A 13461-nucleotide genomic window follows, 5' to 3' on the forward strand; every position below is an offset into this window, starting at 1 on the left:
TCAGGACGGCGCTTTGTGGAGGACGGGGGTCCCACGGTGAGTGATGTTTTGGGCCGGGCCTTTTCGGGGCCATAGCCCTCGATCTCGGCGGAGAAGATGCACCGGCTGTCGGTCACGACGGTCGACGGTTAACCGCTCGTATATGACGACTTCTCGAACCATCGGCGGCGAGTCGATGGAATGCCCCGCGGTCTCCGACGAGATGCCGCTGGACCGGCCGTCCGGATCTCATCTGCCCCAGGAGGGTGTGTGTCCACGGTAGTACCGCAACACGGGCTGTCCGTCGTCGTCCCGGTCAAGGGCCGCGTAGCGCTGATGCGTGCGCAACTGGCCTCACTCCGCGCTGCCGTGGACCGCAGTCCCGAGCCCGCCGAGGTCATCGTCGTCGATGACTCGGAGCCGGCCGACGCCGCCGCTCATCAGGCGAACTGCCGCGAGTTCGGCGCCCGTTACGTGACCGGTCCCGCCCACGTCGGCGCCAAGCGCAACCTGGGCGTCGAACGGGCCACATACGACCTGATCCTGTTCACGGACTCCGACTGCCGGGTGTCACCGGACATCCTGGAACATCACGTCAAGACCCTGCGGAGCGCCGGCACGTCCGTCGGGGGCGTCACGGGTCCTACCTTCGTGGAGCGCGGTCCGACACCGGCGAACAGGATCATGCGCTGGTCGAAGCTGATCAACGACGACATGGAACGCCCCGAGCGGTGCGCGAAGGTCATCTGGACGACAGCGACGAACCTCGCGGTGCGCCGGAAGGTGTTCGAGGAGGTCGGTGGCTTCCCCTCGGAGAGCCTCGATGTCGTGGGCGGCGAGGACTGCGACCTCGGCATCAGGATGACCGACGCCGGCTACACGCTTCTGTGCGACCCCCAGGCGGTCGCCGTTCACGACCACGGCATCACTGGCTCCTTCGCCACGGCGGGCCGCCGGCTCTACAGCTACGGTCGCTCCGAACAGTGGGTATGCAGCGTCCACCCCCGCCACCGTCGGCCTGTGGTGAACGCCTTCACCGTCGGGACGGCGGCCACCGCGGTCGGCATGGCACTGGCGCCCCGCACCGGCGGCCGAAGCCTGCTCGCGGTGCCCGCGTGCCTCGGCCTCCTGGTGGGCATGCGTGCCCATCGGCTGCGAGGGGACGACAGGTCCCGTGGGGCCGCCGCCGAGTGCATCGCGTGCGCATCGGTCGACCTGATGTTTGACCTCGGCGGTTTCGTGGCGGCGCTCGAACTTCGCCGACCGAGCATGTTGTTCACCGGTCTGAGACCCGCCGACGCGGTCTGAGATCGAATGCGGTCATTCCGGAATGACCGGGTTGACGCACAGCTGAACGTCGTGGTCCAGCGACGGTTCAATGCGACGACGGGGGCGTGGGGACGTAATGGTGACGGGCGACGAAATGACCGCGATCATCGCCGAATGCACGGCCCTTCAGGCGGCCGAGGGTCCAATTGAGTACGACACGGAAATAGTCATCGACTCCTTCAGCTTCGTCTGGCTCCAGCATCTGCTCGAAGAACGCTTCGGCTTCGACCTGGAGCTGCCGGACAGCGATGTCATGCAGACGCTGAAATCGGCACGGTCCGTGCACAGATACCTCGCTGAAATCAGCCCGGAACGCTTCGCCGCAGCGGACTGACGGCCGGTCGAGAGCTGTGGCGACCGGGCCACCGGACGTACAAGCGACCGCGTACAGCAGCCTTTCGCACTTCCAAGGGGGAACCACGTGCAGCACGGGGGCGCCGTCTCTGACGGCGGGAGCCATCACGTTGTGATGGCCGACGATGGTGTGCTCGGCCTGAACCCCGAGTTCGAGGCCGTACTGCGGGAATGCCTGGACGGCTTGATCGGCCCGGAGGAGCCGCTCCAGGAGGACAGCGACCTGGCGGTGTTCGGCATCGACTCGCTCACCGTCGTCCGCCTCCTGGTGACGATCGAGGAGGCCTTCGGAGTGACGATCCCCGACGAGATCATCACCTTCGAGATCTTCTCCTCACCGGGTGCCCTCTGGAACGTCGTCTCCGGCCTCCTGGAGGTGCCGGATGAACGCTGAACCGCTCCGGGCCGTCGTGGAAAGGGTGCGGCTGGTCCCCGACCGGCACCGGGTTCTCGACCAGGACACATCGACCGCACGGAGGATCTACGGGATCGGTGCCCCGGTCCTGTCCGAGCTGCTCGATCTCGGGTTCCCCCACCGCTCGTCGGGCAGGGAGAGGTACTTCGACGAGCTCGACCTGGCGAACGTCTCTCTCGCCCTGCGTCTGCCGTCGCCCCGCTACCTCGCCATGCGGAGGTGGCCACAGATCTTCCGTGCGGTGGTGGACGAGCGTCCCGTCCGCTACGAGGTCGAGGTCTCCGCGGAGTGCGGTTCCGCCGTGCCTGGCCATCGGTGCGACTTCCGTCTGCCCGCGGAGGTGCTCGCCCTCGGTGCGGACAGGGACACCTCGGACCGTTTCACGCTGCGCCGAGAGGTCGGAGCCACCGGGCGCACCGGGGAGGCTCCTCAGGAACTGCGGCGGCTCTTCGCGGAGGCGTCCGAGTTCCGCTTCCACATCCTGCCCCTCGCCCTGTACGGCGATCTCTCCTTCCTGGCGGAGACCTCGCTCGCCAACTGTGAACTGGCCGGCCGCTACCTGGTCCAGCGGGCGGCCGAGGACGGATGGGAAGCCCGGCGCAGCTTCGGGCTGCTGCTGTCCAGCCCTTACTCGCTGCCCCATTTCTGGCCCGAGATCCGGCTCGACGGAGTCTGGACCGCCTTCGATCCCTACATGATCATCAGTCTGGAGCGGTGGGAGGTGCTGGCACCCTTCGAGGTCTCGACCGCCCAGGTTCTGAACTCGGCTGTCTTCCGCGTCGCCGAGGACTGGATCGACCTCGTCCAGGACGCCGGAAGTCCCGCGCGGGTGTCCTTGCTCACCCGCCGCAAGCCGCTGGCCGGCGGCGCGGTGAGCGCGGCCGGTCACGCCGAGGGGCGGCCTCATGAGTGAGCCCCGCAGCGACATCACTCTCTTCGGAACCTGCCCGGCCTCGGCGCGGGAGCACGGCCCGGCCTATCTGGAGTCGGTACGGGAGGTGGCTCGCTGGAGCGACCGCGCCGGCTACGAAGGGGTTCTGGTCTACACCGACAACCGCTCCGTGGACCCCTGGCTGGTCGCACAGACCATCATCCAGGCGACCACGCGGCTCGCTCCGCTGGTTGCCGTGCAGCCGGCGTACATGCACCCGTTCACCGCAGCGAAGCTGGTCGCCGGTCTGGCCTTCCTGTACCGGCGCCGGGTCCATCTGAACATCGTCGCCGGCGGGTTCACGGGAGATCTGGAGGCGATGGGCGAGGCCCTGCCCCACGACGCCCGCTACGACCGTGCCGTCGAGTACGCGTCGATCATGAAGCGGCTGCTCACCTCCCCGGAACCGGTGACCTTCGACGGCGCCTACTACTCCGTGGCCGGACTCCGCCTGGAGACTGTGCCGCCGGCGGAACTGGGCCCCCGGTTCCTGGTGTCGGGCTCCTCCCCGGCCGGGATGGCCGCCGCCCGCGCCCTCTCGGCGACGGGCATCGTCTACCCGGAGCAACCGGAGATGCAGGCCCCCGCGGATCCCTCGGTCACCCAGGGCCTGCGGATCGGAGTGATCGCCCGCCCGACGTCGGCCGAGGCCTGGGACGTGGCCCTCGCGCGCTTCCCGGAGAACCGGGCCGGACGGGTCAGCCACCGGCTCGCCATGTCACGTTCCGATTCGCAGTGGCACCAGCAGCTGTCGAAGGCGGCCGAGCAGGACGGCACGTACTGGATGCGGCCGTTCAAGAACTACAGGACCTTCTGCCCGTACTTCGTCGGCGACTACGACACGGTCGGACGCGAGATCGGACGCTACGTCGAACTCGGCTACACCACCTTCATCCTGGACACCCCGGCGGAGGAGCAGGATCTGAAGCACACCGCAGCCGTCCTGGACATCGCTCGGAATCGTTCGAGGGGGCGTGTGTGAGAACTCTGCTCATCGACAACTACGATTCCTTCTCCTACAACCTGGCGCACTACCTCGGGGAGATCAACGGAACCGAGCCCACCGTCATCCGTAACGACGAGCCGGGGTGGCGTGCGGAGCACCTCGACGGGTTCGACAACGTCGTCATCTCCCCAGGCCCGGGAACACCGGGTGTGCCGGCCGACTTCGGCGTGTGCCGCGACGTCATCTCGACGGGCCGTATCCCGCTGCTCGGCGTCTGTCTCGGACACCAGGGCATCGCGACGCTCGGCGGCGGGTCGATAGCCCTGGCCCCGGAGCCCCGGCACGGGCGGAAGTCCCCCGTCCTCCACGACGGCACGGGCCTGTTCGCGGGCATCCCGTCGCCGCAGGAGGTCGTGCGCTACCACTCGTGGGCGGTCGACAGCCTCTCGGACGAACTCGAGGCGCTCGCCCGGACGCCCGACGGGGTACTGATGGCGCTGCGGCACCGCCACCGCCCCCAGTGGGGGGTGCAGTTCCATCCCGAGTCCATCGCGACGGAGCACGGGCACCGCCTGCTGGCCAACTTCGCGGAGCTGAGCGGGGAATGGAACCTGCGACACGGGCGGCGGGTCCGCCCGGGGCGCCCACAGGAGACGCCTCCGGGCAGCTCGGACGCCAAGAGACGGGTGACGTACAGCCTGTTGGTCGAGGAGTTCCCCACGAAGCGTGACGCGGAGCAGGTCTACGAGGAACTCTTCCTCGACCGCTCCTTCGCGTTCTGGCTGGACAGCAGCCGTCCCGACCCGCGTCTGGGCCGCTTCTCGGTGATGGGAGCGGCCGAGGGCCCCCTCTCGGAGGTGGTCACGGCCGACGTCGCCGACGGCACGGTCACCGTACGCTCGGGACAGCGCACCCACACCGAGGTCCGGCCGCTGCTGGACTGGCTGGACGACCGCCTGCGCACCGCCGAGGTCGTCGGCGGCCGGGAGCTGCCTTTCGACTTCCGCGGCGGCTGGGTCGGCTATCTGGGCTACGAGCTCAAGGCCCAGTGCGGCGGCCGTCTGCGCCACCGCTCCGAGCACCCGGACGCGTCGCTGCTGTTCGCGGACCGGTGTGTGGTCTTCGACCACACGACCTCCACGACCTACCTGCTCGCCCTGCACACGGGGGACGAGGCGCCGGCGCGGAGCTGGCTCTCGGCCACCCGGGCTCGCATCGGGGCCATTTCCGACGCTCCTCGCTCCTCGACGGCGGAACAGGAGCAGGCCGAGGCACCCTTGTCGCTGCGCCACGACCGCGGCGCCTACCTGGAGCTCATCGAGTCCTGCCAACGCGCAATCGCCACCGGCGAGAGCTATGAGATCTGCCTGACCAACATGCTCGACGTCGAATGCGCGATGGACGTGTGGTCCGCCTACACCTCGCTGCGCCGCGACAACGCGGCTCCGTTCGCGGCACTGCTGCGCCTGGGCGACCTGTCGGTCCTGAGCACCTCTCCCGAGCGCTTCCTGCGCGTCGACGGGGAGCGCCGCGTGGAGGCGCGGCCGATCAAGGGCACCCGCCCCCGCGGCCGTTCGGCCGAGGAGGACAAGGAGCTTCGGCAGGATCTGGCCTTCTGCGAGAAGGACCAGGCCGAGAACCTCATGATCGTCGATCTGCTGCGCAACGACCTGGCCCAGGTCGCGACGAGCGGTTCCGTGGCCGTCCCGGAGCTGTTCGCCGTGGAGACCTATGCGACCGTCCATCAGCTGATCAGCACCGTCTCGGCCCGGCTGCGCCCCGATCGCAGCGCGGTCGACTGCGTCCGTGCGGCCTTTCCCGGCGGTTCGATGACCGGGGCGCCGAAGCTGCGGACCATGGAGATCATCGACCAGCTGGAGGACGGACCACGCGGAATCTACTCCGGTGCGATCGGGTACTTCTCGCTGTCCGGGAGCGTCGACCTGAGCATCGCCATCCGCACTCTCGTGGCACAGCACGGTCGCATCAGCTACGGGGTAGGCGGCGCGATCGTGGCCATGTCCGACCCGGTCGCGGAGTTCGAGGAGACGGCGGTCAAGGCCACCCCTCTGCTCTCCCTGCTCGGGGTGTGTTTCCCGGAACGTGACACGGCGAAGGTGACGAGCGATGGCTGAGCCCGTGGCGTCCGGCCACCCGCGGCTGACGGGCCGTCAATCCAGCTCCCCCCGGGAGACGCCATGATGCTCTACCACTGGTTCGAGGCGGCGGTCGCCCGCCACGGCACCCGGACGGCCATCGAGATCGACGGCGAGCGTTTCACCTACCGGCAGCTCGCGGAGATGGCGGAGTCCCTCGCGGCCCGTATCCGTCAGTCGTCGGACACCGTTCCCCGGCGGATCGGTCTCCTGGCGGAGCGAAGCGTGCTCGCGTACGCGGGTTACCTCGCCGTCCAGCGCCTCGGCAGCTCCGTCGTCCCGCTGAACCCGGCCTTCCCGGAGTCGCGGACGCTGTACATGCTGGCGGCCTCCGGAGCCGGCCTGGTGCTGGCCGGCCCGCGGCCGGACCCACCGCGGGTCGACGGGATCCGGCTGCTGGCCGTGGACCCGACGCAGGCCCGGGGAGAGCCACCGGCTCCGGTGCCGCCCTTGCTCGACGCCCCCGAGGCAGAGGCGTACCTGCTGTTCACCTCCGGCTCGACGGGCACGCCCAAGGGGGTGCCGATCCGGCAGAGCAACGCCTCCGCGTTTCTCGAAACGGTCCGGAACAGGTACGGTCTCGAGCCCGGCGCCCGGTGCTCACAGTGCTTCGACCTGACCTTCGACCTGTCCGTGTTCGACCTCTTCGCGGTCTGGTCCGCGGGCGCCACGCTGGTCGTGCCCAGCCGGAACGACCTGTTGCGACCGGTCCGGTTCATCGCTGACAACGCTCTCACCCACTGGTTCTCGGTGCCGTCGGCGATCAGCAGGGCGCAAGCCGGCGGAAGGCTGCTGCCGGACAGCATGCCGTCACTGCGGCACAGCCTCTTCTGCGGTGAGCCACTCACCTGGCAGCAGGCGCGTGCCTGGAAGGCAGCCGCTCCCGGAGGCACGCTGACCAATCTCTACGGGCCCACCGAACTCACCATCAGCTGCAGCGACTTCGCCCTGCCCCCCGATCCCGCCGACTGGCCGGCCACACCCAACGGTGTCCTGCCGATCGGCCTGCCCCATCCCGGGCTCGAGTACGCCGTGCTCGACGAATCGGGGCACCCGGCTCCGGACGGTGAGCTGTGCGTCCGGGGCCCGCAGCGCTTCGACGGTTATCTGGACCCGGAGGCGAACCACGGCCGGTTCCACCCCGCGCCCGCGCCGAGCGACTCGGCGGTCCCTCCGGACCACTGGTACCGCACCGGGGACCGGGTGACCGCACACGACGGCACCCTGCACTTCCTCGGACGGACCGACCAGCAGGTGAAGATCAACGGCTACCGGGTGGAGCTCGGCGAGATCGAGGCGGCGCTGCGGTCCCTCACCGGCGTCACGGACGCCGTCGTCGTCGCTGTCCGCGAGACCGCTGACGCGCTGGGGCTGTACGCCGTCTGCCTGGCCCCGGCCAGTGAACCGGCCCTTCTGCGCGCCGAACTCGTCCGCAGCCTGCCGGGCTACATGGTGCCCAGGCGCGTGCTCACCGTCGGCCGGTTTCCCTGCAATCCCAACGGCAAGGTCGACCGTCGAGCCGTAGCAGAACTCGTCGGTGCCGCACTCGAACGCCCGGCGGCTCCCCGGCCCAAGGAAGGGATGACTCTTTCATGATCGCCACGAGCGGGGAACGGAGGGGGACATCGTGACGTCCGCACGCGAGCTGAGCGACCGCCTGTGCGGGTCGAGCTCGGACGATCCGGTGTGGGTCGACGAGACGGCGACCTTCGACCGGCGGGCACTGCACCAGGAGGTCGGCCGCTGTCTCGACCTGCTCGTGGCACGCGGTGTCCGGCCGGGCGACTGCGTCGCGGTGCAACTCGTCCCCGGTGCCACCTTGTTCGCCCTGCTCCTGGCGATCTGGAGGCTGGACGCCCGAGCGATGCTCCTGGACCACCGGCTGACCGAGACCGAGACCGGCTCGCTGACGCGGCTGTGCCCACCGGCGTTCCACGTACGTGCCTCGGCCGGCCCGGCCCACTTCACCGGCCGGTCCGAGCTGGAGGTCGAGCCGTCGGGCGGGGCGTTCCCCCTTCCCGGGCAGGTGTGCCTCGTGCAGTTCACCTCGGGGTCGACCGGGCAGTCCAAGGTGGTGGGACGCTCGGCGGCGTCGCTGGACGAGGAGATCGACCGGTACGCCGCCGTCGAAGACATGCCGGGCACGGACGACCGGCTGCTCCTGCTGTGCTCGCCGGTCCACACCTGGGGCCTGGTCGGCGGGATCCTGTACGGGCTGGCGGCAGGCCTGCCCGTCCTCCTTCCTTCCGCGCAGCACGGGGGCGCCATCGCCCGTGCGGCGGTGGCGCTCGAGCCGACGGCGATCTTCGGTGTCACGACGCACTTCGACCTGCTGGGGAGAACGGCGGACCTTCCCCCGTTGCCGGGGCTGCGCGTCGCCACCAGCGCGGGGCTGATCACCAGCCCGGCCGTCGCCGAGCGGTTCCGGCTGGCCACCGGGTGCCGGCTGGGCCAGGTGTACGGCATGACCGAGGTCGGCGTGGTCACCGCGGATCTCGCCGGCCGGCTCCCCGCCCCGTCCGTCGGCCGGCCCGCCCCGGGCATCACCGTCCGGGCGGCCGGCGGCGAGCTGTACGTCCGCCTCGACGGCACGCCCTATCTCGTCGACGACGGCGTGGCCCGATTCGCCGACGGCTGGCTGCGGACCTTCGACCGCGCGGCGATCGACGGGACGGGCGGCGCGGTCAGCATCCTCGGCCGCGCGGACTCCGTGATCGCCATAGGCGGTATCAAGATCGATCTGATGGAGATCGAGCAGGTGCTCCAGCAGCACCCCGATGTCGCCCACGCGGTCGTGACGTTCGGCAGCGTGATCGAGGCCCATGTGGCGGCCCGCAACGGGCTCACGGACCGGGCGCTCGCGGCCTGGAGCCGGGAACGGCTGAACTCCCTGAGGGCCCCCAAGCGGTACTACCTGCAGGAGAAACTCCCCGAGACACCGACCGGAAAGGTTGTCCGTGACCGAGCACAGCTCCTCTCCCCGAACCACCAGCAGAGAACAGCAGCCCCCGGCGCAGGGAATCAGCAGGGACGAGATCCGGGACATCCTGGCCGACTGTGAGGGCGTCGAACTGCCGGAGTCCGCCGATGACGACACCCTGCTCGTCATCGACTCCTACACGGCGATCTGGATCCAGCACCTGCTGGAGGAGCGGCACGGCATCGTGGTCAAAATCAGCGGTGAGACGGCCGGCGTCGACTCCATGAGCGCCCTGCAAGCCCTCGTCAACCGCAACCTGGGGGTCGGGCACGAATGACCGCAGAGATCTACATCAGCGGCTTCGGCGTGTTCAGCGCTTTCGGCTTCGGGCCGGAGGCCCTCGTCGACGGTGCCTTCTCGGGTACGCCGGCGTTCCGCCCGGTCACCCGCTTCGACGTCTCCCGTTGCCGCACCGTTCAGGCGGCCACGTACCAGGAGACGGACGACGCAGGACCGGCCCTGGGGACCGTCGACGTGGCGAGCGCCTGCGCCGTACAGGCGATGGACATGGCCGGCTGGTCCGGCCCGGCGGCGCTTCCTCTCGTCCTGGCGACCAAACTGCGAGCGCCCTCCGTCGCGCCGGAGTCGCCCGCCGAGCTCACCGAACGGGTGGCCGACCGGCTCGGTCTTGGACGTCCGAGACGTACGTTCGTCAACGCGTGCTGTGCCGCGGCGAACGCGATCATCCACGGAGCGCAGCTGATCAGGAGCGGCGTCAGCTCGGCGGCGCTCGCGGGCGGAGCGTTCCTGGTCGACCGGCAGGCGTTCAGCCTCTTCGACGCCGCGCTCGCGCTGGCCGCAGACGGTCGGCTGCGCCCGTTCGACCAGGACCGTCAGGGCGTCCTGCTCGGCGACGGCGCCGCGATGCTGCTGCTGGAGTCGGGGGAGAGCCTTCGCGCCCGCGGGGCCCGGCCCCTGGCCCGGCTGGCGGGCTGGGCCATGACCGACGACGCCTACCACGTGGCGCAGCCCCACCCCGAAGGAGCCGGAGTCGCCGCCGCGGTCACCCGGGCACTCCACCGCTCCGGTGTCGGCCCGGACGAGCTCACCTACGTCAACGCCCACGGCACCGGCACCGCGCTCAACGACGCGGCCGAGGCCGCCGGTCTGCACACCGCGCTCGGCCCGCACACGGAGAAGGTGTTCGTCAGCGGGACGAAGAGCACGACGGGCCACGCCCTGGAAGCCAGCGGCGCCCTGGAGGCGGTCATCACGCTGCTGGCGATGCGCTCCTCGGTACTGCCGCCGACCGCCGCGCTGCGCCGGCCGGACACGCGCCACCCGCTCCGGCATGTCAGCGTGCCGGAGAAGACCGAGGTGCCCTACGCGTTGAGCCTCAACTCGTCGGTGGGCGGCGTCAACTCCGCGATCCTTCTGGCCCAGGCATGACGACGTCGCCGCAGGACGTCGAGGTCGTAGCCGGTGCCCAGGTCCATGCCGGCCCACAGGCGCCGCCCCTGGCCGGGTTCTTCGCTTCGGACTTCGCGCCCCTGGTGTACGCCGCCGTCCGCGCATGCGTCGGCGAACCGCGGGCCGGACACCTCCTCGAAGGCGTCGGCGACCGGGTCGGGATCGTCCTCGGCTCGCACAGCTTCGACACCGCCAGCCTGGAGCTGTCCGTGGAGCACGTGAACAAGGGCCGGGTGAGCCCGATCCTCTTCTACCAGGTGGTGCCGACCGCCATCCTCGGCCACATCGCCCGCGACTACCGTCTGACCGGCCCGATGAGCTGCGTGGCGGTGACGGGTGACGCCCGCGCTGAGGTCCTGGAGCTGGCGCGCCTGCTTCTGGCCGACGCGAGTGCGGAGTGGGTCCTAGGCATCACGGTCGAGATGGATCCTGACCCCGCGAAGGCCTTCGCCCGGGCCGACCTGGTGCGCTCGGGACACAGGCCGGCGGACGGAGGGGCGTCGTGATGGCCTCAGGTGGATCCCGGCCGTCGAAGGGCGCCGTGGTGCGGGGTTCCTGGCTGGTGAACAGCACCGCGGCCGAAGTCACCGAACCGACCACCTTCCGGCTCCACGACCGGGAGTGGGACCTCCTGCCGGGAGTCTTCGCTCCGACCTACTGCGTCTCGACCGGATTCTTCACCGAGTCGATCCCGTTCCCGGTCGGTGGATCGTTCCTGGAGGTGGGCTGCGGGTCCGGCGTGACCGCCGTGACGGCCGCGGCGAAGGGCTGCGCGAGAGTCGCCGCCACCGACATCAGCGACGCGGCCGTCGCGAACACCGCGCTCAACGCCGCCCGGCACGGGCTGCCCGACCGGGTCGAGTTGCACCACGGTGACATGTTCGACGGCCTCGGCCCGGAGGACCGGTTCGACCTGATCTTCTGGAACTCCCCCTTCATCGATCCCGGCGCCGGTGAGGGGCCGCCGGCGCGACGGGTCCACGACGAGCAGCGCGAACAGCTGCGGCAGGCGGTCTTCGATCCCGGCTACCGGGCGCATGAGCGCTATCTCTCCGGAGCGCGCGCCCGGCTGACTGCCGGCGGCCGGCTACTGCTCGGCTTCAGCGATCTCGGCGACCACGACTCGCTGCGCCGGCTGGCTGCCGAGGCGGGCTACCGGATCTCGGTCCTGCGCGCCTCCGGAGACCTCGCTCCCGGCGTCGACTACCAGCTTCTCGAGCTGGTGCCGCAGCAGGCGACAGCGCCCGATGAGAAAGAGGAGGACGTCACCGTGGGGGCCACCTTTGTCCCGTCCGGCGTACGCCATACCATCGCCGCCGACCCGACGGTGGGGGGAGGCAACGCTCTCGAGGTCGCGTTGCGGGTCAGCCCGGACATCCACGCTCCGTATCTCCACGCCGAGCTGCCCGTACGCGACTCGCAGGGGGTCCCGCGTGAACAGCTGAGCCTGGCGGAGCTGGCCGACCTCGTCGGCGCGTGGAGCGCCTGGTACGCCGGACGCGGTGTCGGGCCCAGGGACCGGGTCGGAATCTACTTCCGGGACAGCGCCGACGACCTGATCCACTACCTGGCGCTCAGCCGGCTGGGCGCGATCGCCGTACTGGTCAACGGCGAGATGGATCCCGTCGCCGTCCTGGCCTATCTCCGGAGGACCGAACCCGTCGGCCTCCAGACGGACGACGTCAGATCGGCGCGGATCGCCGGTGCTCGTGGCCCGGAGGACGACCGTTTCTGGGTGTCGTCGATCGGTGCCACCGTCCCGCCCGGTGACGTGCCGGTGCCGCCGGCGTTCCGGCACGCGCCGGGCGATCCCGTCCTGATCTGTCACACCTCGGGCACCACCGGCGCATCGAAGCCCGTCATCTGGGCCCATGCGCAGATGATGGTGGGTATCCGTGCGCATCTGACCCGGTTCCGGGACCACCCGGAGTCGCTGATCCTGTCCGCGCTGCCGCAGTCGCACGGGTCGGCGATCGGTTACGCCCTGCTCGCGATGCTCTCCGGGGTGCCCCTGGCGCTCATGTCCGATCGCAGCGGCCGGGCGGTGGCCGCAGCGGCGGGCCGTTACGGCGCGACCATCGTGGTCGGCTTCGCGGTGACGCTCGCCGAGCTGGCGCTGCGGGAGACCGATGCGGCCGATCTCGCCCTGGTCGAGCGCTGGGTGAGCGTCGCCGACGCCTCGCACCAGGCGCACGTCGCCCGGCTGGTGGAGCGGGGCAGGCACTGGGCCGGTGCCGACCCGGTGCCCGGCTCGATGTTCGTGGACGGCTTCGGCTCGTCGGAGCTCGGCTGGGGCGGGGTGCTGGGCATGATCACCATCCCTGGAGTCGTGGCGCCGCATCGCTGTCTCGGAGTTCCGCAGCCGTTCGCCGAGGTCGCCGTCCTGCGGGCGGACGGTACGCCGGCCGATGCGGGCGAGGTCGGGCTGCTCGGTGTGAAGGGCCCGACCGTGACCCCGGGCTACTGGAACGACTCGGACAAGACCTACCGCAGCCTGCTGAACGGCTACTGGCTCTCCGGTGACCTGGTCTTCCGCGACGAGGCGGACCGGTATTACCACGTCGACCGGGCGGCCGACTCCATCCGTACCGCCGGCGGGATGGTCTATTCGGTCCTCACGGAGGAGATCCTGCTGGCCCGTCTCCCGGAGATCGACGACTGCGTGGTGGTGGAGGCCGAGCGGGCCGGCGAGGTCTGCGCCATCGCCCTGGTCCAGCTCCGCGACGGCCACGGCACCGACGGAATGCTGGCCCGGGTCAACGAGATCCTCGACGGTCTCGGTAAACCGCCGTTGGCCGATGTCCGAGCGGTGGACATGAAATCGGTCCCGGTCGGTGTCACCGGCAAGGTGCTCAAGCGCACGCTCCGTGCGGAGTATGCGACAACTGCCGCTCAGCAGACCGGAGATGGGGTGACCGTGCCTGCGGATTAATGCATTGCACTCGCGGCGGGGCGGACCCG

At 70.2% G+C, this 13461-nt stretch carries 12 protein-coding genes; all 12 read left to right on the forward strand.

The genetic code is table 11. The features are described 5' to 3' along the window. Window positions 1-249: 249 nt before the first annotated feature. The 12 genes from ACIREO_RS25400 (at window position 250) to ACIREO_RS25455 (ending at window position 13432) form a co-directional block, all read left to right on the forward strand. Window positions 250-1287, forward strand: coding sequence for a glycosyltransferase family 2 protein (locus tag ACIREO_RS25400; RefSeq protein WP_404114115.1), 1038 nt, complete (start codon window positions 250-252; stop codon window positions 1285-1287). A gap of 115 nt (window positions 1288-1402) precedes the next feature. Continuing rightward, window positions 1403-1642, forward strand: coding sequence for a hypothetical protein (locus ACIREO_RS25405; protein WP_404114117.1), 240 nt, complete (start codon window positions 1403-1405; stop codon window positions 1640-1642). A gap of 135 nt (window positions 1643-1777) precedes the next feature. Next, a complete protein-coding gene (locus tag ACIREO_RS25410) occupies window positions 1778-2056 on the forward strand; it encodes a phosphopantetheine-binding protein (RefSeq protein ID WP_404114119.1) in 279 nt (92 codons plus the stop codon). Continuing rightward, window positions 2046-2990, forward strand: coding sequence for a hypothetical protein (locus ACIREO_RS25415; protein WP_404114121.1), 945 nt, complete (start codon window positions 2046-2048; stop codon window positions 2988-2990). Before ACIREO_RS25410 ends, ACIREO_RS25415 begins: the two co-directional genes overlap by 11 nt. After that, window positions 2983-3990, forward strand: coding sequence for an LLM class flavin-dependent oxidoreductase (locus ACIREO_RS25420; RefSeq protein ID WP_404114123.1), 1008 nt, complete (start codon window positions 2983-2985; stop codon window positions 3988-3990). Before ACIREO_RS25415 ends, ACIREO_RS25420 begins: the two co-directional genes overlap by 8 nt. Next, complete coding sequence (gene pabB / locus ACIREO_RS25425; RefSeq protein WP_404114125.1) at window positions 3987-6089, forward strand: aminodeoxychorismate synthase component I; 2103 nt, start codon at window positions 3987-3989, stop codon at window positions 6087-6089. The genes ACIREO_RS25420 and pabB overlap by 4 nt, the downstream gene beginning before the upstream one ends. 63 nt (window positions 6090-6152) lie before the next feature. After that, complete coding sequence (locus ACIREO_RS25430; RefSeq protein WP_404114127.1) at window positions 6153-7706, forward strand: amino acid adenylation domain-containing protein; 1554 nt, start codon at window positions 6153-6155, stop codon at window positions 7704-7706. A 31-nt stretch (window positions 7707-7737) separates the two neighbouring features. Beyond that, window positions 7738-9171: a class I adenylate-forming enzyme family protein gene (locus tag ACIREO_RS25435; protein ID WP_404114129.1), complete on the forward strand. Its 1434-nt coding sequence runs from the start codon at window positions 7738-7740 to the stop codon at window positions 9169-9171. Next, a complete protein-coding gene (locus tag ACIREO_RS25440) occupies window positions 9068-9367 on the forward strand; it encodes a hypothetical protein (protein WP_404114131.1) in 300 nt (99 codons plus the stop codon). Before ACIREO_RS25435 ends, ACIREO_RS25440 begins: the two co-directional genes overlap by 104 nt. Further along, window positions 9364-10479 carry a beta-ketoacyl-[acyl-carrier-protein] synthase family protein gene (locus ACIREO_RS25445; protein WP_404114133.1) on the forward strand — a complete coding sequence of 372 codons (1116 nt, stop codon included), beginning with the start codon at window positions 9364-9366 and terminating at the stop codon, window positions 10477-10479. Before ACIREO_RS25440 ends, ACIREO_RS25445 begins: the two co-directional genes overlap by 4 nt. Beyond that, window positions 10476-11006, forward strand: a complete 531-nt coding sequence (locus ACIREO_RS25450) for a hypothetical protein (RefSeq protein WP_404114135.1) — start codon at window positions 10476-10478, stop codon at window positions 11004-11006. Before ACIREO_RS25445 ends, ACIREO_RS25450 begins: the two co-directional genes overlap by 4 nt. Then, window positions 11006-13432, forward strand: a complete 2427-nt coding sequence (locus ACIREO_RS25455; RefSeq protein WP_404114557.1) for an AMP-binding protein — start codon at window positions 11006-11008, stop codon at window positions 13430-13432. The genes ACIREO_RS25450 and ACIREO_RS25455 overlap by 1 nt, the downstream gene beginning before the upstream one ends. The last annotated feature ends 29 nt before the right edge of the window (window positions 13433-13461 follow it).

Origin of the sequence: Streptomyces sp. NPDC102441 (assembly GCF_044765585.1) — a bacterium.
Taxonomy (GTDB): domain Bacteria; phylum Actinomycetota; class Actinomycetes; order Streptomycetales; family Streptomycetaceae; genus Streptomyces.

Coding starts and splice junctions, on each gene's coding strand:
- ACIREO_RS25445 (WP_404114133.1), top strand. CDS start 9,364: ATGACCGCAGAGATCTACATCAGCGGCTTCGGCGTGTTCAGCGCTTTC.
- ACIREO_RS25430 (WP_404114127.1), top strand. CDS start 6,153: ATGATGCTCTACCACTGGTTCGAGGCGGCGGTCGCCCGCCACGGCACC.
- ACIREO_RS25450 (WP_404114135.1), top strand. CDS start 10,476: ATGACGACGTCGCCGCAGGACGTCGAGGTCGTAGCCGGTGCCCAGGTC.
- ACIREO_RS25405 (WP_404114117.1), top strand. CDS start 1,403: ATGACCGCGATCATCGCCGAATGCACGGCCCTTCAGGCGGCCGAGGGT.
- ACIREO_RS25455 (WP_404114557.1), top strand. CDS start 11,006: ATGGCCTCAGGTGGATCCCGGCCGTCGAAGGGCGCCGTGGTGCGGGGT.
- ACIREO_RS25420 (WP_404114123.1), top strand. CDS start 2,983: ATGAGTGAGCCCCGCAGCGACATCACTCTCTTCGGAACCTGCCCGGCC.
- ACIREO_RS25415 (WP_404114121.1), top strand. CDS start 2,046: ATGAACGCTGAACCGCTCCGGGCCGTCGTGGAAAGGGTGCGGCTGGTC.
- ACIREO_RS25410 (WP_404114119.1), top strand. CDS start 1,778: ATGGCCGACGATGGTGTGCTCGGCCTGAACCCCGAGTTCGAGGCCGTA.